17 protein-coding genes are annotated in these 17,900 nt (G+C 62.7%); 12 read left to right on the top strand and 5 right to left on the bottom strand.

Translation table 11 applies throughout. The features are described 5' to 3' along the window. Nucleotides 1-144 precede the first annotated feature (144 nt). Nucleotides 145-1,146, top strand: a complete 1,002-nt coding sequence (locus ASD64_RS06225; RefSeq protein ID WP_056102595.1) for a nicotinate-nucleotide--dimethylbenzimidazole phosphoribosyltransferase — start codon at nucleotides 145-147, stop codon at nucleotides 1,144-1,146. Nucleotides 1,147-2,331: 1,185 nt separating this feature from the next. On the opposite strand, the gene ASD64_RS06220 is transcribed toward ASD64_RS06225, so the two are convergent. After that, nucleotides 2,332-3,735, bottom strand: coding sequence for a DEAD/DEAH box helicase (locus tag ASD64_RS06220; protein WP_244480720.1), 1,404 nt, complete (start codon nucleotides 3,733-3,735; stop codon nucleotides 2,332-2,334). A gap of 396 nt (nucleotides 3,736-4,131) precedes the next feature. Here ASD64_RS06220 and ASD64_RS06215 point away from each other — a divergent pair, with 396 nt between their 5' ends. Then, a complete protein-coding gene (locus ASD64_RS06215; protein WP_056102375.1) occupies nucleotides 4,132-5,664 on the top strand; it encodes an acyl-CoA carboxylase subunit beta in 1,533 nt (510 codons plus the stop codon). A gap of 106 nt (nucleotides 5,665-5,770) precedes the next feature. Here ASD64_RS06215 and ASD64_RS06210 read toward each other — a convergent pair whose 3' ends face one another. Beyond that, the gene (locus ASD64_RS06210) at nucleotides 5,771-6,589 is read right to left on the bottom strand and encodes an SDR family NAD(P)-dependent oxidoreductase (RefSeq protein WP_056102372.1); all 819 of its coding nucleotides are present in this window, start codon (nucleotides 6,587-6,589) and stop codon (nucleotides 5,771-5,773) included. 220 nt (nucleotides 6,590-6,809) lie between these two features. On the opposite strand from ASD64_RS06210, the gene ASD64_RS06205 reads away from it, so the two are divergent. The 7 genes from ASD64_RS06205 to ASD64_RS06175 all read left to right on the top strand — a co-directional run bounded on the left by ASD64_RS06205 (nucleotide 6,810) and on the right by ASD64_RS06175 (nucleotide 12,329). Further along, nucleotides 6,810-7,844: a cysteine synthase A gene (locus ASD64_RS06205; RefSeq protein WP_056102370.1), complete on the top strand. Its 1,035-nt coding sequence runs from the start codon at nucleotides 6,810-6,812 to the stop codon at nucleotides 7,842-7,844. Then, on the top strand, nucleotides 7,844-8,587 hold the full coding sequence (locus tag ASD64_RS06200; protein ID WP_056102367.1) for an alanyl-tRNA editing protein: 744 nt from the start codon (nucleotides 7,844-7,846) through the stop codon (nucleotides 8,585-8,587). The genes ASD64_RS06205 and ASD64_RS06200 overlap by 1 nt, the downstream gene beginning before the upstream one ends. Before the next feature lie 47 nt (nucleotides 8,588-8,634). Then, entirely contained in the window at nucleotides 8,635-9,486 is an 852-nt protein-coding gene (sseA, locus tag ASD64_RS06195) for a 3-mercaptopyruvate sulfurtransferase (RefSeq protein WP_056102364.1), read from the top strand. A 55-nt stretch (nucleotides 9,487-9,541) separates the two neighbouring features. Beyond that, the gene (locus ASD64_RS06190; protein WP_056102590.1) at nucleotides 9,542-10,054 is read left to right on the top strand and encodes a GNAT family N-acetyltransferase; all 513 of its coding nucleotides are present in this window, start codon (nucleotides 9,542-9,544) and stop codon (nucleotides 10,052-10,054) included. 89 nt (nucleotides 10,055-10,143) lie between these two features. Then, nucleotides 10,144-10,701: an OmpA family protein gene (locus ASD64_RS06185; protein ID WP_056102360.1), complete on the top strand. Its 558-nt coding sequence runs from the start codon at nucleotides 10,144-10,146 to the stop codon at nucleotides 10,699-10,701. A gap of 293 nt (nucleotides 10,702-10,994) precedes the next feature. Further along, nucleotides 10,995-11,801 carry a 4-hydroxy-tetrahydrodipicolinate reductase gene (dapB, locus tag ASD64_RS06180; RefSeq protein WP_056102357.1) on the top strand — a complete coding sequence of 269 codons (807 nt, stop codon included), beginning with the start codon at nucleotides 10,995-10,997 and terminating at the stop codon, nucleotides 11,799-11,801. Between the two features lie 57 nt (nucleotides 11,802-11,858). Further along, nucleotides 11,859-12,329 carry a nucleoside deaminase gene (locus ASD64_RS06175; RefSeq protein ID WP_056102355.1) on the top strand — a complete coding sequence of 157 codons (471 nt, stop codon included), beginning with the start codon at nucleotides 11,859-11,861 and terminating at the stop codon, nucleotides 12,327-12,329. A gap of 292 nt (nucleotides 12,330-12,621) precedes the next feature. Here the strand turns inward: ASD64_RS06175 and ASD64_RS06170 are convergent, their stop codons facing one another. Further along, nucleotides 12,622-12,906, bottom strand: a complete 285-nt coding sequence (locus ASD64_RS06170) for a hypothetical protein (RefSeq protein WP_056102351.1) — start codon at nucleotides 12,904-12,906, stop codon at nucleotides 12,622-12,624. A gap of 275 nt (nucleotides 12,907-13,181) precedes the next feature. Here ASD64_RS06170 and ASD64_RS06165 point away from each other — a divergent pair, with 275 nt between their 5' ends. The 3 genes from ASD64_RS06165 (at nucleotide 13,182) to hflX (ending at nucleotide 15,831) form a co-directional block, all read left to right on the top strand. Next, entirely contained in the window at nucleotides 13,182-14,045 is an 864-nt protein-coding gene (locus ASD64_RS06165) for a D-amino-acid transaminase (protein ID WP_056102348.1), read from the top strand. Nucleotides 14,046-14,190: 145 nt separating this feature from the next. Next, complete coding sequence (gene hfq, locus ASD64_RS06160; RefSeq protein ID WP_056102345.1) at nucleotides 14,191-14,436, top strand: RNA chaperone Hfq; 246 nt, start codon at nucleotides 14,191-14,193, stop codon at nucleotides 14,434-14,436. Nucleotides 14,437-14,493: 57 nt separating this feature from the next. Beyond that, a complete protein-coding gene (gene hflX / locus ASD64_RS06155) occupies nucleotides 14,494-15,831 on the top strand; it encodes a GTPase HflX (RefSeq protein WP_056102343.1) in 1,338 nt (445 codons plus the stop codon). Nucleotide 15,832: 1 nt separating this feature from the next. Here hflX and mazG read toward each other — a convergent pair whose 3' ends face one another. Both mazG and ASD64_RS06145 read right to left on the bottom strand, forming a co-directional pair. Next, nucleotides 15,833-16,657 carry a nucleoside triphosphate pyrophosphohydrolase gene (gene mazG / locus ASD64_RS06150; RefSeq protein WP_056102340.1) on the bottom strand — a complete coding sequence of 275 codons (825 nt, stop codon included), beginning with the start codon at nucleotides 16,655-16,657 and terminating at the stop codon, nucleotides 15,833-15,835. Nucleotides 16,658-16,672: 15 nt separating this feature from the next. Continuing rightward, nucleotides 16,673-17,857, bottom strand: coding sequence for an aromatic amino acid transaminase (locus ASD64_RS06145; RefSeq protein WP_056102336.1), 1,185 nt, complete (start codon nucleotides 17,855-17,857; stop codon nucleotides 16,673-16,675). Nucleotides 17,858-17,900: the final 43 nt, after the last annotated feature.

Genomic DNA, 17,900 nt, shown 5'->3' with positions numbered 1-17,900 from the left:
GTCCAGAACTTCTTCCCACATGGTGCAACGGGACGGACGATGCAAGCCCTTCCTATTTCGTCGCAGGCCGCCGTTTTCGCGCCATTCCCGGTTGTTTCCGTATTTCGCCGGGGCTATGCCGCTGGCAAACCGCAGGGATCAGCCATGACCAGCGCATTGCCTTTCGACGATTTCCGCAACCTCCTCGCCAGCCTTCCCGCCGCCGATGCCAATGCCGAGGCGACCGTGCGCGAGATGTTTGCCAAAACGGACAGGCCGGAAGGCTCGCTGGGCCGCATCGAGGACATTGCCGCCTGGCTCGCGGCCTGGACGGGGCGTGCCCGCACGTCGGTGACCCGTCCCTTGATGGCGATCTTCGCCGGCAACCACGGCGTCGTGCGCCACGATGTTTCGCCGCGCCCGGTCGACGCGACGGCAGCAGCCGTTGAATTGTGCGCGGCGGGCGGCGCGGCCATCAATCAGGTCTGCCTGACCTTCGATCTTGGCCTCAAGGCGTTCGACCTCGCCTTGCATATCCCGACAGGCGACATCACCACTGAAGCTGCACTGGACGAGCGCGGTTGCGTCGCAACCATGGCATTCGGCATGGAAGCCATCGCCGGCGGTTCGGACCTTTTGTGCCTCGGCGATCTCGGTGTCGGCAATTCGACCGTGGCGGCGGCGTTGTTCGCGGCGCTGTTCGGCGGCACTGGCGCCGATTGGGTCGGCCCCGGTTCGGGTGCCGATGCCGCCATGATGGCGCGCAAGGCCGGGGCGGTCGATGCAGCATTGGCGTTCCACGGCTCGCACCTGAAAGATCCTCTGGAAGCTTTGGCTCGCGTCGGCGGGCGCGAGTTCGCCGCCATTGCCGGCGCGATCCTGGCTGCGCGCACCCAACGCATTCCGGTCCTCATCGACGGCTTTGCCGCCACTGCCGCCGCCGCCGTGCTTTACAAGGCCAACCCCGTTTCGCTTGACCATTGCCTGTTGGCCAGCCTGTCGCCGGAACCTGCGCACCGCCGGGCCGCCGAATTACTGGGCATGAAGCCGCTGCTCGACCTCGGCATCGGTCATGGCGAAGGGGTAGGGGCTGCCCTTGCCGCCGGGCTGGTCAAGGCGGCCGCACAAACAGCTTCCGGCATGGCTCTCGCGGTTCGGCAGAAATGACCTCAGGCATGGCAACGAAGGTGTGATGGCGCATCTATTCATTGCCACGCCCGCTTTCGCGTCTGGGTGTCTTGCCCCGCCGGTTCCCTGCTTCGCAATTTCGAACGGAAAACCGGTTCCCACTTTTCCTGGAATTGCTCTTAAGCTCGCTCGCTGCGCTCGTCGCTGGCGGGGACGCTTCTTCGTGCCACTTGGGGAGCGATAGGGACACATCGCTTTTTTCCTTCGTCACCCTCGGGCAAGCCTGAACGCAGCGAAAGGCGTGACCCGAGGATCCATGCCGTAATGGCCGGGAGGCACAAGGGGGTTCAGAACAAGAGGTGTTCTGCACCGTACCACGCTGCCGCTCCGTCACGGCATGGATCCCAGGGTCTACGCGACGGCCTTCGGCCTGCTCCGCCCTAGGATGACGAAGAGATGGTTACGTCTATTCATCGCCACGCCCGGCTTTGCCGTCTGGCCATTGTCAAAGAACTGACCTCGATTGAGAGGTCGGGAAGACGGGCAGCCGTTCGGACGCTCGTTTAAGTAAATATGCGACCTTGCGGCCGCCCGTCCGGTGGTCTTGCCTCACCGGGGGGTGCTGCCGCCTGATGCGGCCCGCTGGCCCAGTCGAGGCCCGGTCCGGCACCGACGCTTCCCCTCGATACCCGGTGCGCACCGAGTTTCCCGCAGAAGCGATGGCACGGATTATGGAAGAGGTTGAGAGGGCGTGGAAAAGAATGCCGGCGGTTTCTTGTCGAAGCGAGCAGGGTCAACGGATTGGCGAAGCGAAGGGGGCGGTTTGATCCACGATCTTTCCTGCACCGCACGGCTTCACAGCAGCTAAAACCCCCTCATCTAACCGTTGGTGTACTGCCACAATGTCACGGCAAGGATCCCAGATATTCCTCTCTCGCTCTGCTCGAAAGAGAATTGCGGGATGACGGTGGTGAGAGGTTGCGCTCCAATTGGCCGGAACGACGCAGTTTTACTTTAGGGGCGGCGATTCGTTTCACGAAAACGCGGCTACAGGGGGCCTGCTCCGGCTTCCAAGGTGACGTACCGCACCCCGGGGCCAGCGCCAATCGCCGAAGGCGGCGATTGGCTGAGAGTTCAAGCAAATTGTCAGGTCGCGCATGCGGCCGCAATTGTGATGCCGCGTAGCCCGCCGAACGTCACAGGCCGCGTGTGCGGCTGCAAGCGTCAGGCGGCGCGTGCGGCCGGCTTGCGACCGCCAAAGCGGCGCTTGTTGTTGCCCTTGTAAGGCTTTGCACCTTCCGGCTTGCGTTCGCCGCTCGGCTTGCCACCGAAATGCTTCTTGCCGGAACCATTCTGGTTAGCACCGCCCGGACGCTTGACGCGGCGGGGATCGGCGGGTTGGCGCTCGTACTTTTCGGCGGGATTGCGCACCGGATCGGGACTGGCAAGGTGATCCGCGATGATCGGCAGCTTGGTGCGGATGATGCGCTCCACCTGCCTTAGCTTGGCGTTTTCCGTCGGATCGCAGAGCGTGATGGCAATTCCGTCCATGCCATTGCGGCCCGTGCGGCCGATGCGGTGGACGTAGCTTTCCGCCTCGTCCGGCAGGTCGAAATTCACCACATGGCTGATGCCGGGCACGTCGATGCCGCGCGCGGCGATATCGGTCGCCACCAGAATGCGCACCGAACCGTCGCGAAATTCATTGAGCGCCTTCTGGCGGGCATTCTGCGACTTGTTGCCGTGGATGACGGCGGCCTTGAACCCGTCGCGCTCCAGATCCTTGGTGACACGGTCGGCACCGTGCTTGGTACGCGAGAAGATGATGACGGACTTCATCGCTTCGTCGGCCAGCATGGTCGACAGGATCTGCCGCTTCTGCTTGGTGCGGGCAATGACCACCCCCTGCACGATCTCGGCGACCGTCGTGCTCTGCGGCGAAACCTCGACGCGAATCGGGTTCTTCAACAGGCCCTTCGCCAGTTCGGCGATCTCGTCGGGCATGGTGGCCGAGAACAGGGCCGTCTGACGGTCCGGTGCGGTTGCCTTGGCGATGCGCTTGACATCGTTGATGAAGCCCATGTCGAGCATGCGGTCGCCTTCGTCGAGCACCAGCCATTTGGTGTCGGCGAGATTCAAGTCGCCTTCGCGCACGAGGTCGGTAAGGCGACCCGGCGTAGCGACCAGAACATCAACGCCCGGGCCGATCTTCTTGACCTGGCTGAAGCGGGATACGCCGCCGAGGACCAGCGCGGTCGAGACATGCGCGCCCTTGGCCAAAATCTTGATGGTGTCCTCGATCTGCACGGCAAGCTCGCGCGTCGGTGCAAGGATGAGCGCACGGCACGTCTTCGGCCGACGCTTGGTGCCAAGCGCCATGATCTTGGTCAGGATCGGCAAGGTGAAAGCGGCGGTCTTGCCGGAACCGGTCTGGGCGATGCCGAAAATGTCGCGGCCTGCCAGCTGCGGCGGGATCGACTGGATCTGGATCGGCTTGGGCTCGGTGTAGCCGGCGCCAAGGGTAGCCTTGAGCAGCGTACCCGAGATGCCGAGGGCGGCAAAGCCGGTCAGCTGGTCCGCATCTTGTGCTGCGGAAACAATCGGTTCCGCGGTGTTTTGAGTATTCAAAATTGTCTTCTTTCAGGCGGCTCGATGGCCGCAAACATCTGGCGGCAGGGCGCAACCTGCCGACGAAAAATTATAAGGAAACGACAAGGCGGTAGGCATAGTGCCCACGCGGCTGCGCTGTCGTGCCCGCAGGCATCGTGCCTGTGGGGCTTTTCGCCGCTTCGCCGAACATCGGAAAAGGGAGAAACAGACGCAACCAGTCTCATTCGGGGAGAAAGCCGGCGAACCCGGCCCAAGCGCCTATGGCTGCGCATATGGAGGAGTTCGCTGCCAAAAGCAAGGGGTTTCATGCTGCACTGCAACAAGGTTGGTCCCGGCACTCGACCAAAGCCACGCTTGCGCTTGGGGAATGGCACCGATACCAACGCTTCAAGATTGCCGAAGAGGACCGCCCGGATGAAGGATGTGCTGAAGGAACTTGAACGCCGCCGCGAGATCGCGCGCGCAGGCGGCGGGCCGGCGCGAATCGCGGCGCAGCACAAGAAGGGCAAGCTGACGGCGCGCGAGCGCATCGAGATATTCCTCGACGAAGGCTCGTTCGAAGAGTTCGACATGTTCGTGGAACATCGCTCGACAGACTTCGGCATGGACAAGACCAAAATTGCAGGGGATGGCGTGGTCACCGGATGGGGCACGATCAACGGCCGCCCGGTCTATCTGTTCGCCAAGGATTTCACCGTGTTCGGCGGCTCGCTCTCGGAAGCGCATGCCGAAAAGGTAATCAAGGTTCAGGAGATGGCGCTGCGCAACCGTGCGCCGATCATCGGTCTCTACGATGCCGGCGGCGCACGCATCCAGGAAGGCGTGGCGGCACTTGGCGGCTATGCGGAAATCTTCCAGCGCAACGTGCTCGCATCCGGCGTCATTCCGCAAATCTCGGTCATCATGGGACCTTGCGCCGGCGGCGACGTCTATTCGCCGGCGATGACCGACTTCATCTTCATGGTGCGCGACACCTCCTACATGTTCGTGACCGGGCCGGATGTGGTCAAGACGGTGACCAACGAAACGGTGACGGCAGAGGAACTGGGCGGCGCCTCGGTCCATACGACGAAGTCGTCGATCGCCGACGGCGCATATGACAACGATGTCGAGACGCTGTTGCAGATGCGCCGGCTGATCGATTTCCTGCCGGCATCCAACACGGCCGAACTGCCCGAAATCGAGTGCTACCAGTCGGTGACCGAGCACGATTTGTCGCTGGACCGGCTGATCCCGGACAACGCCAACAAGCCCTACGACATCAAGGAACTGATCCTGAAGACCTGCGACGAGGGCGATTTCTTCGAAATCCAGCCAAGCTTCGCCAAGAACATCGTCACCGGTTTCGGGCGCATCGAGGGTCGCACTGTCGGTTTCGTCGCCAACCAGCCGATGGTCCTGGCGGGCGTGCTCGATTCGGATGCCAGCCGCAAGGCGGCGCGCTTCGTGCGCTTCTGCGACTGCTTCAACATTCCGCTGGTCACCTTCGTCGACGTACCGGGCTTCCTGCCGGGCACGTCGCAGGAATATGGCGGGCTGATCAAGCATGGCGCGAAACTGCTGTTCGCCTACGCCGAGGCAACCGTTCCGAAGATCACGGTGATTACCCGCAAAGCCTATGGCGGCGCCTATGACGTGATGGCTTCAAAGCACCTGCGCGGCGACATGAACTACGCCTGGCCGACGGCGCAGATCGCGGTGATGGGCGCCAAGGGGGCGGTCGAGATCATCTATCGCAAGGATATCGGCGATGCCGACAAGATCGCTGCGCATACGGCGGCCTACGAGGACCGCTTCCTGTCGCCATTCGTGGCCGCAGAGCGCGGCTATATCGACGAGGTGATCATGCCGCATTCGACGCGGCGGCGCGTGGCGCGGGCGCTGCGGATGCTGCGCAACAAGGATCTCAAGAATCCCTGGAAGAAGCACGACAACATTCCGCTCTAAGTACCTGTTTCTATGCGTGTCGTTATCCCGAAACAGGTTCCCGCTTTCGGGCGACATGCATTGGGATTCAGGTGATCGCGGCCTGCGGATGGCCCTTTGCCCGGCGTTACCGGGGCCGGTTGCGACCGAAGCTCAAGGGTCGCGATTTCCAGCGCGTCAAGGTCGAGATCAGCCAGTGGCGGACCGGTTGCGGCATGATGCTGGCGAGTTTGAGCCCCCAGACCAGCCGGCGCGGGAAGGCGATCTCGAAGCCGCCGGAGGCAATGCCCTTGAACAGCCGCCGCGCAGCTTCCCCGGCGGGGATCATCGCCGGCAGCGATGGTGCGGACTGCTTGAGAAGCGGCGTGTCGACAAAGCCGGGATTGGCGACCTGGATGCGGATATTGATCTTGTCGAAGTCGTATTTCAGGGCTTGCGCCATGACGTTGACCGCCGCCTTGGAGGCACCGTAGGCCGCGGTGGTGGGCCAGCCGAACCAGGCGCTGATCGAGCCGACAAGCAGGATCTGGCCGCGCCCGCGCGCCTGCATGCACCGCGCCACCGGCACCAGGCCGTGGACGACGCCCAGCACGTTCACCTCGAAGGTGCGGCGGAATTTGCGTACCGAGAGATTTTCGCCGGCGATAGGCACATAGGCGCCGGCATTGAACACGGCGAGCGCGATCGGACCGATGCGGCCTTCGATTGCGGCGACGGTTGCGGCCATGCGGGCCTCGTCGGCAACGTCGCAGGGAAAGGAGACGATCTTGCCCGGCAGCAGTGCTGCCTCCGCGATCAGCATGTCGATGGGGTCGCCCTCGCGCGCCGTGACCGCGACGGTATAGCCGGCGGTTGCGAGTTGCTTGGCGAGTGCCCGTCCTATTCCGGAACTGCCGCCGGTGATCCAGGCGACGCCGTCTTTCGGATTGGCCCGATAAAGTCTCATTCAACTTTCCGCTGTTGGACGCGGCGATGGTCTAACCAGCCAATTGTCGAAAGGAAAGGGCGTCATGGCAGGAATCGGGCTGGCGGTTGGCCAAAGCCTTCGACTTTCGGCTATCAGCGCCAACAAAGGCGGAATGCGACTGGTCCAGAGAAAATCGTGCCTTGAAACGCGGCGTTCACATTTCTAGGGTTTGGCCGCACGCAGACAATGAGGAATTCAAATGCACCGTTCGGTGATCGACGCTATCGGCAACACCCCCTTGATCAAGCTGAGGCGCGCCTCCGAGGAAACGGGGTGCGAAATCCTCGGCAAGGCCGAATTCATGAATCCCGGCCAATCGGTCAAGGACAGGGCAGGGCTGTTCATCATTCGCGACGCCGAAAAGCGCGGCTTGCTGAAACCGGGCGGCGTGATCGTGGAAGGAACGGCCGGCAATACCGGCATCGGCCTGACGCTGGTGGCCAAGGCGCTCGGCTACCGCACGGTGATTGTCATTCCGGAAACCCAGAGCCAGGAAAAGAAGGACACGATCCGGCTCTTGGGTGCCGAACTGATCGAGGTGCCGGCGGTGCCGTACAAGAACCCCAACAATTATGTGAAGCTGTCGGGCCGGCTGGCGGCGCAGATGGCGAAGTCCGAACCCAATGGCGCGATCTGGGCCAACCAGTTCGACAATGTCGCCAACCGTGACGGCCATATCCACACCACCGCCCAGGAAATCTGGGATCAGACCCGCGGCAAGGTGGACGGCTTCGTTTCCGCCGTCGGTTCCGGCGGCACGCTGGCCGGCGTCGCGGCAGGCCTACGGGGCAACAGCAAGAACGTCAGGATCGCGCTGGCCGATCCGCTGGGCGCGGCGCTCCATTCCTTCTACACCGACGGCGTGTTGAAGTCCGAAGGCGGTTCGATCACCGAAGGCATCGGGCAAGGACGCATCACCGCCAATCTCGATGGCTTTGCGCCCGATTTCTCCTACCAGATTCCAGATGAGGAGGCGCTGCCCATCGTCTTCGACCTGATCCAGGAAGAAGGACTGTGCGTCGGCGGCTCGACCGGCATCAACATCGCCGGCGCCATCAGGCTGGCGCGCGAACTGGGTCCCGGCCACACCATCGTGACCATCCTTGCCGACTACGGAACGCGCTACCAGTCGAAGCTGTTCAACCCGGAATTCCTGCGCAGCAAGAACCTGCCGGTGCCGGGCTGGATGGATGAGAAAAGCGATATCAGCGTGCCGTATGAGCAGGTTGCATGATGGGCCATAAAACGGGGACGCTGTTTCGCGACGATTCCTATCTGAAAGAGACGGAGGCGAGCGTCGTTGCAATCAACGAGCGTGGCGGCATCATCCTCGACCGGACGATCTTCTATGCGACTTCGGGCGGGCAGCCCGGCGATACCGGCCACCTGGAGCGCGCCGATGGCAGCCGTGTGGCCATCGCCGCCACGATCACCGGCGAGACGAAGGAAGAGATCATCCACGTTCCGGCGCCCGAGCAAGCGGCGCTGGCGGCCGGTGAACGGCTCCGGCTCGTTATCGACTGGCCGCGGCGGCATCTGCTCATGCGCATGCACACGGCCTGCCACCTGCTCACCGTCGTCTGCTCCTACCCGATCACGGGCGCTGCGGTATCGGAGGATGATTCGCGTGTCGATTTCGATATTCCCGATGTCGGCTTCAACAAGGAAGACGTGACAGCCAGGCTGATGGAACTGGTTCGCGCCGACCACCCCGTCTTCATACGCGAGATCAGCGATGAGGAACTTTCGGCCAATCCCGGACTGGTGAAGTCGAAGAATGTCAGGCCGCCGAGCGGGACAGGCAGGATAAGGCTTGTGTGCATAGGCCAGGACGGCACCGTCGACAGCCAGCCTTGCGGCGGCACCCATGTCAAAAGCACGGCTGAAGTGGGGGAAATCCACATCGGCAAGATCGAGAAGAAGGGCCGCGAGAACCGGCGATTCCGTATTCGTTTCGGGCCGTTGCCGGCCACTTGACCGCGACGCCGTTCCGCGCACAGGTATGCGCAACACAAGGAGACGATATGGCCGAGGACAGCCCGTTCACAGTCGATGCCGAGTGGCTGCAGCAGCGGCTGGGACAACCCGGCATCACCGTCGTCGATGCTTCCTGGTATTTGCCGGCGCAAAAGCGCGACGCGCGTGCGGAATATGACGCGTCTCACATTCCGGGCGCGGTGTTCTTCGACCAGGACGCGGTTTCGGACCCGTCGACCGGATTGCCGCACACGCTGCCGTCGCCACAGCAATTCGCCCGTTTCGTTGGCACGTTGGGCATATCGGCGGATGACACGATCGTCGTCTATGACGGGCCGGGTTTCTTTTCGGCGCCGCGCGCCTGGTGGATGTTCCGGGTCATGGGCGTGTTCCAGGTCTATGTTCTGGACGGCGGGTTCGACAACTGGAAGGCGTCGGGCAAGCCGGTTACGGCTGCCGTCACCAAGATCGCCCCTTGCGTCTTCCATTCCGCCTTCGATGCGGCTCGCGTCGCCAGCCTTGCCGACATGCGCCGCATCGTCGAGACGAGGGAAAGCCAGATCGCCGATGCACGCGGGGCAGGGCGTTTTGCCGGCACCGAACCGGAACCGAGGGCTGGCGTCCGTTCCGGCCACATGCCGGGGGCGCGCAATGTTCCGGTGACGGCGCTGTCGGAAAACGGCCAGCTTTTGCCCAAGGCCCGATTGCGCAAGATTTTCGAGGACGCCGGCGTCGATCTTGGCAAGCCGATCGTCACCTCATGTGGTTCAGGTGTGACCGCCGCGGCAATCACGCTTGCATTGGAAACGCTCGGCCACAGCGAAAACCGCCTCTATGACGGCTCCTGGACCGAATGGGGCGGCTTGCCGGATACGCCGGTGGCGACCGGAAAGGATTGACCTCGTGCACGAAACCGTTCGCGACGAGATTGAAGTAACGGTGACATTCCTGGAGATGGATGCGCCGCCGGCCGTGACGCCGGCGCTGCCGTACAACCGCCAGATCGCGCTGCTGAAGACGAACGACATTCCTTTGCATTTCTACCGCTACCTGACCGACAGGGTCGGGCGGAAATGGCACTGGGTCAATGTGCTGCGCCTGGACGACGAGGAACTGGCCGCCGGCATCCATCGCGAGGACCGCGAGATCAGCGTGCTGTATCTCGATGGCGCGCCGGCCGGGTTCTTCGACGTCAAGCCGCAACTGCCCGACGAGGTGGAACTTGCCTATTTCGGCATGATGGAGCATGCGACCGGCCAAGGGCTGGGGCGGTGGTTCCTGGGGGCAGCGATCTCCGCCTGCTGGGCGCTGGGGCCGAAACGCGTGACCGTGCAGACCTGCACGCTGGATCATCCGGCAGCGCTGCCGCTTTACCAGAAGCTCGGCTTCAAGCCTGTGGCGCAGAAGAAGGAGATCGTGCGGCCGATGCCGTTTGCCGAGCGCTCGGCCAGCGTGATGCGTCCCTGAACGAGCCGTTCATTCCTGTTTCAGATTCGGTCTGCAATGGTGCCGGCGTCGTCAACCCGGCGGTGCGCCGGACTTTCAAGGAGAACACCATGCTGAACCGCCGTACCGTTGCCATGGGGCTTGTTGCGGCCCTCTTGGCGCCGACCGCCGCGCTGGCGCAGGCAACAACGCCTTCGGCCGCGCAGATCGAGCGTCAACTCGACGTATCACCGCGTCTCAAGCTGCAGCCCAACAAGCGCGTGACTGTGCGCGAGTTCAAGCGCCGCCCGGATCTGCGCCGTGCAGCGCCCTCCATCGATATCCAGTCGATCAATTTCGAGTTCGGATCGGCGGAAATCCCGTTTTCCCAATACCGCAAGGTCGAGAATATCGCCGAGGGCTTGAACCGCATCCTGCGGCGCGACCGGCGCGCCACCGTATTGATAGAAGGGCATACCGACGCGGTTGGCTCGTTCTCCTCCAACCAGGTGCTTTCGGAGCGCCGGGCCGAGTCGCTGAAGCGTGTGCTGGTCCGCGAATTCCGCGTGCCGGCGAGGGCGCTGGAAACGGTCGGCTACGGCGAGGAATTCCTGCTGGTGCCGACGCCCAACGAGAACTGGCGCAACCGCCGCGTGACCTTGCGGCGCATCGACAGCTTCATCCGCTAATGCATGTCGCCCGAAAGCGGGAACCGGTTTCGGGATAACGACATGCATAAAAATAACCACTTGGAGCGCGGCCAGCGAACCCGAAAGATCGCGACGCGCTCCAGGCGATGAGAATTCTATTCAATAAGTTGATGTATCTCATTGTATAAGAATGATTTTTCCAGGTCGGCTTGGACAATTTCGTATGGTCGCCCGCCAACTGGCACAACAGTCTGACCGGAGCCCGGCTTGACGAGCCGGGCTCTATCCGTTTCCCGTTCTGCCCGAGAGATTTGCATTGAAAGGGACGTAAAATGACGATCCGGGTGGTCATGGCGGGAGCGACGGGGTGGGTCGGCAAGGCCCTTGTTCCGGCAATCATTGCACAGACAGACCTGACATTGGCCGGTGCGGTGTCGCGCAGCGCCGCGGGACAGGATGCCGGCACGGCTGCGGGAATCGATGCAAGCGGCGTTACCGTCGCCGGCTCGCTGGACGAAGCCCTTGAAGCGCCGTCCGATGTCGTGGTCGACTACACCAAGCCGAATGTCGTGAAAGACAATGTGCTGCTGGCAATTTCCAAGGGACGGCATGTGGTGATCGGCACCTCGGGCCTGGGTGCGACCGACTATGCCGAAATCGATGCAGCCGCCCGCGCCAACGGCGTCGGTGTGCTGGCGGCCGGCAATTTCTCGATCACCGCTACGTTGATGAAGCGGTTTGCCTTGATGGCGGCGAAATACGTGCCGGACGTCGAGGTGATCGACTACGCCAGCGCCAGGAAGCCGGACGCACCTTCCGGAACGGCGCGGGAACTGGCTGAGGCTCTGGCCGAGATTCGCGGCGGATCGTCGGCGCGGCCGCAGGCCGAGGTTTCCGGTGTGCCGGAAACGCGCGGCGCAGCGGTCGGTGCAGGCGAGGGCGTGCAGGTGCACGCGCTGAGGCTGCCGTCCTACATCCTGTCTTGCGAGGCGCTGTTCGGCCTGCCGGATGAGCGCTTGACCATCCGCCATGATGCGGGCTCGTCTGCTGCGCCTTATGTTGCGGGAACCTTGCTGGCCATCCGGCGGGTGAGCGGCATCAAGGGGCTGGTGCGCGGGCTGGATGCCTTGATGGACTAAGGCCTGTTGAGGGCCTTTTAGGCGGCAGTTTGGAGTGGGCATCCCAAGGAGACGGCCATGAGGAGCGATACCGAATATCTACGTCTTGCCGTGGAGATCGCCACCGAGAGCCGGGCCAGTGGCAATCATCCCTTCGGGGCGCTCCTGGTAGGGCTGGAGGGCGACGTGCTTCTTTCGTCGGGCAACACCTACGCGCGGGATCGCGGCGTTGGCCACGCAGAGGCAAACGTGGCCCGCGCGGCCGCGCGGCAATATGATCCGGCCTTTCTCGAGCGCTGCACGCTGGTGACCTCGGTGGAGCCGTGCTGCATGTGCGCCGGGGCCTGTTACTGGGCTGGCATCGGCACGGTGGTCTATGGACTTAGCGAAAGGCGGTTGGCCGAACTGACCGGAGACAACCCGGAGAACCTGACCCTCGATCTGAGCTGTCACCAGGTATTCGCCGCAGGGCGGCGCCCTGTAGCGATCCGCGGCCCGTTCCCTGAACTCGAAGAAGAGATCGTAAACGACCACAAGGATTTCTGGTGACAGAACTCATCATAAAGGGACTGGTGTCGATGAGGAGGCCGTGGCCTCTGCGGCGCCATTGGCTGCAGTTCATTTGAGCGGCATCAGTTGCCGATTGTGAAGACGGCGAAGTCTGTCAAAAGTAACGATCCGTTAACCATCACAGTCCAGTATCGGTCATCCCTGTCGTATTGCCGTAACATTCACACGGTAAAAAGCAGGTGTCGACTGGATGCCGACCGCGGATGGACCGGCGGCAAACCTCGACAGACGAGGAAGCGGGGCCAAGGCTCCGCTTTTTTGTTTGGTCGCGTCAGTTGCGCTTGAAGTCCCGCAAAACCTCGTCCGTCGCCGGCTTCAGGGACTTCCACTGGAGCCGACTGGTTGGCAGCATGAGGTCGCTGACCCATTGCTGGGTGAGGACGGCGCCTTCCAGGCCCGTCGTTTCGTCGCTTTCAATCGGGAGCGGCCAGTGCGCCTCGGTTTCGCCCGGTACGATCAGCCCGCCCGTTCCCGCCGCAATGTATTCGCACTCGGCGGGATCCAGATGCTCATCGACAAGCGTCGCCAACACCGTGGCGGACGGCGCAACGAACATCCCAACGACTGAGTGATCGCCAGTCTTTCGGACAAAATATGCTTTCACCTGTTACCTGATAGGAATGAGGACCGATCCAATGGGCGGCCGTCCGGCCAGTTAGAAAGATTCAACCCAAGATTTAAAATATTCGCGGCGCGTGTTCTACACCCTTGAGCCTGCGCCGTCGATTCCCCTAAAGGCTCACAAGTCCGTGACGATTGTCCATTTGCGAATTGTGCGTGTCGTATCGGGCGGAATCACGTAAGGAGATGGCGTCCCTCCGAGAGTTCGATATGCCACGCATTGCCTATGTGAACGGGCGTTATGTCGCCCACAGAGACGCTTCGGTCCACGTCGAGGATCGCGGTTACCAGTTCAGCGACGGAGTCTACGAGGTTTGCGAGGTGGCGCGCGGCTTCATCATCGACATGCCGCGTCATCTCGATCGGCTGAACCGCTCGTTGGGCGAGCTTTCCATTGCCTGGCCGCTGCACCGTTCGGCGCTGGCCGTGGTCATACGCGAAGTGGTTCGCCGCAATCGCGTCACCGACGGGCTGGTCTATCTGCAGGTCACGCGCGGCGTTGCCGGGCGCGATCACTTCTTTCCGCCGGCAAGCGTTCGGCCTTCCCTGGTGGTAACTGCCAAGAAGATCGATCCCGCCGCGGGGGCCAAGAGGGCGGAAACTGGCGTGAAAGTCATTACCGTGCCGGAAAACCGCTGGGACCGGGTCGATATCAAGAGCGTTGGGCTTTTGCCCAACGTGCTGGCCAAGCAGCAAGCGAAGGAAGCGGGCGCGCAAGAGGCCTGGTTCGTGGACGCCGACGGCACTGTGAAAGAGGGCGCTTCCACCAATGCCTGGATCGTCACGCGCGACGGCGTGCTGGTGACCCGGCCGGCCGATCACGGCATCCTGCGCGGCATCACGCGCACGACGCTGTTCGACGTCGCCGCCAAGCTCGGCTACAGAATAGAAGAGCGCGGCTTCAGCGTTGCCGAAGCAAAGGCTGCGCGCGAGGTGTTCCTGTCTTCGGCAACCACGATTGCCATGCCGATAGTTGAAATCGACGGTGAACCGGTTGCGAATGGCCATCCCGGAACAATAACACTTTCATTGCGGCAGGCATTTTTTGACGTTGCGAAAAAAAGCCCGGCCTGATAACCGCAAAGGTGGAAACAATAGAAATATATCTCGTTCTGCTTGCCGTTACGGACGGCAAGGGCGTTTGCGAGCTTGACATGCGCCCCGTATTTTGGCGCACTGACTTGCAAATGGAAGGGGATCCGGCGGGAAGATAAGAACAATGGCGGAACGTACGCAAAACCTTCAGGACCTGTTCCTGAATTCGGTTCGCAAGAGCAAAAACCCACTTACTATTTTCCTGATAAACGGCGTGAAACTGACCGGTGTGGTGACCTCGTTCGACAATTTCTGCGTCCTTCTGCGGCGCGACGGTCATTCGCAACTCGTCTACAAGCACGCCATTTCCACGATCATGCCGAGCCAGCCGGTTCAGATGTTCGATGGCGAGGAAAGCCAGGGCGGCTGATTGACACAAAGCCACGACGCGGCGGGAAAGTCCGGAACGCGATCTGACAACAAGGCGGTGGATGGCGCCAAGGCGCCGACCCGCGCTGTCGTGATCGTGCCCGTTGTCACCCGCGGCGCGGCGGCCGACGATGCCATTCGCTCGCGCCCGATGCGGTCTGCGGAAGCCCGCCACGACGAGGCTGTCGGGCTTACCCGCGCCATCGATCTGGAGCCGGTCCACTCCGCCGTCGTCACGGTCAACGATCCGCGCCCGGCGACGCTGCTCGGCAGCGGCAAGGTGACCGAATTCGCTGACATCGTGAAGGAAAAGGACGCGGAACTGGTCATCGTCGACCATCCGCTGACGCCGGTGCAGCAGCGCAATCTCGAGAAGGAAATGAACGTCAAGGTGCTCGACCGCACCGGGCTGATTCTCGAGATATTCGGCGAGCGCGCCCGCACCAAGGAAGGCACGCTGCAGGTCGAACTGGCGCATCTCAACTACCAGAAGGGTCGTCTGGTTCGAAGCTGGACCCACCTGGAGCGGCAGCGCGGCGGCGCCGGTTTCCTCGGCGGCCCCGGCGAAACGCAGATAGAGGCCGACCGGCGCGCCTTGCAGGAAAAGATCGTCAAGCTGAAGCGCGAACTGGAGACGGTGCGGCGCACGCGCGACCTGCACCGCGCCAAGCGCAAGAAGGTGCCGTTCCCGGTGATCGCCATCGTCGGCTACACCAATGCAGGCAAGTCGACGCTGTTCAACCGGCTGACGGGGGCAGGGGTGTTGGCCGAGGACATGCTGTTTGCCACGCTCGATCCGACGCTGCGGCGCCTGCGCCTGCCGCATGGGACGCCGGTGATCCTGTCCGATACGGTCGGGTTCATCTCGGACCTGCCGACTCACCTGATCGCTGCCTTCCGGGCGACGCTGGAAGAGGTGGTCGAGGCGGACCTCGTCATTCATCTGCGAGACATTTCCGACCCCGATACGGCAGCCCAGGCCGAAGATGTCGAACGCATCCTGGCCGATCTCGGCGTCGATGCCAAAGACGACCGGCGCGTTATCGAGGTTTGGAACAAGATCGATCTGCTGGACGAGGGCAACCGGACCCGGCTGCTGGACGAGGCGCAGGGCCGCGCGGGCACCAAGCCGATCGCCATTTCGGCAATCACCGGCGAAGGCTTCGAGGCGCTCAAGGAGACGATCGAGGCGCGGGTATCGGGCGAATTGGCACCCCTGACCGTGACGCTGGCTCCGAGCCAACTAGGGCTGGTCGACTGGCTCTATCGCAATGGCGAGGTTACGGGGCGGACCGACAATGAGGACGGCGGCGTCACCATCGAGTTGAGCGCGACGAAAAGCGCCCGCGACGAAATCCAGAGCCGGCTGCGTCAAGGCAACTCTCGAAAACAATAGATCAGGGTTTCCCCTTCGCCTGCTGCCAGAGGTCTTCCATTTCCTCCAGCGTGGCAGCATCCAGCGACCTTCCTGATTCGGCCAGCGCGCGTTCCACATGGTGGAAACGCTGGCGGAACTTGTCGTTAGTGCCGCCGAGCGCTGCTTCCGAATCGAGCTTCAGGTGGCGGCCGAGATTGACGAGCGCAAACAGTGTGTCGCCGAACTCGTCCTTGATGGAGGCGGTGTCGCCGCTGGCCAGCGCCTCACGCAGTTCGCCGATCTCTTCTTCGATCTTGTCGAGGATGGGAGCCGCCTCGCTCCAGTCGAAACCGACGCGGGCGGCTTTCTCCTGCAACTTCAAGGCGCGAGTCAGCGCTGGCAGATTGACCGGCACGCCGTCGAGGTAGCCCTTTCCATGGTCCTCGAGGTCGAGGCCGCGTGCAAGCCGCGACTGGCGCTTCTCGGCCTTCTCCTCGGCCTTGATCCTTTCCCACATGCCCTTGGCCATGCCGGCGCTGCGGGCCTCCTCGTCGCCAAAGACATGCGGATGGCGGCGGATCATCTTGGTGGTGATGGCTTCCACGACGTCCGCGAACACGAACTCGCCGGCCTCCTCGGCCATCTGTGCGTGATAGACGACCTGCAGCAACAGGTCGCCCAACTCTTCGCGCAGGTCATCGAGGTCGCCGCGCTGGATGGCATCGGCCACCTCGTAGGCTTCCTCGACGGTGTAAGGAGCGATGGTCGAGAAGTCCTGTTCGATATCCCACGGACAGCCGGTCTTTGGCGCGCGCAGCGCCGCCATGATCTCGATCAGCCGGGAAATATCCTTGGAGGGTTTCATTGCCGGGGCCTTGCCTTAATCGAGTACCGACACGATGGCCTTGGCCAGCCGATCCAGTCCGTCTTCCGGCAGGCCGGCGACGTTGATGCGGCTGTCGCCGACCATATAGACGCCATGCTCGGTGCGCAGCCGATCGACCTGCGGTTCGGTGAGGCCGAGGCGCGAGAACATGCCGCGATGGCTGGCGATGAAATCGAAACGGTCCGAGTTGGACTGACGGCGCAGCGCATCGGCAAAGGCAATGCGCAGTTTCAGCATGCGCTGGCGCATTTCCTCCAGTTCCGCCTGCCAATCGGCCCGCAAGTCCGGGTCTTCCAGCACAATGCGCACGGCGGCGGCGCCATGGTCCGGCGGCATCGAATACATGGTGCGCGCCGCAGCAAGAAGCTGGGTCATTGCAATGTCGGCCTCCGCCCCGGATCTGGCCATGACGATGGCAGCGCCGACACGGTCTCGGTAGACGGCGAAGTTCTTGGAGCAACTGGTGGCAACGACCATTTCAGGCACCTTGCCGGCGAGAATGCGCAGCCCTTCGGCGTCGGCGTCGAGACCTTCGCCGAAGCCCTGGTAGGCGATGTCGACAAAGGGCAGCAGACCGCGCTCGACAAGCAGGCCGGCGACTGCGGACCATTGGGTGGCGGTGGGGTTGGCTCCAGTCGGGTTGTGGCAGCATCCGTGCAGCAGCACGATGTCGCCGCGATTGGCCTGACGTAACGCGTCCAGCATCGCTTCGAACCGCACGGAGCCCGACGCTGCGTCGAAGTATGGATAATCGCGGACATGCAGGCCGGCGCCGCGCATCATCGGGATGTGGTTCGGCCAGGTCGGATCGGATACCCACACCGTTGCATCGGCCTTGGTGCGCTTCAGCAATTCGGCGACGAGACGCAGCGCGCCTGAACCGCCCGGCGCTTGCGCGGCGCGGATACGTGAAAAGTCGGCTTGCTCGCCGAAAACGAGCCGGGCAAGTGCGGCGTTGAATTCAGTATCGCCGGCAAGTCCCAGATAAGTCTTGGATTTCTGTTCGCCAAGCAGCCGTTTTTCCGCTTCGCGCACGGCGCGCATGACCGGCGTGGCGCCGTCGCGATCCTTGTAAACGCCGACACCCAGGTCAACCTTGTCGGTTCTTGAGTCGGCGCGATAGGCGCTGATCAGCGCCAGGATCTTGTCGGCTGGTGCAGCTTGCAGGTCTTCAAACATTATCCTGGTTCCGTTCGTTTTGCGCAGGAGTGATACGCAAATC

The sequence above is a fragment of the Mesorhizobium sp. Root157 genome, from assembly GCF_001427385.1.
In the GTDB taxonomy this organism is placed as follows: Bacteria; Pseudomonadota; Alphaproteobacteria; order Rhizobiales; family Rhizobiaceae; genus Mesorhizobium.
This window is presented reverse-complemented; position numbering and strand designations above follow the sequence as displayed.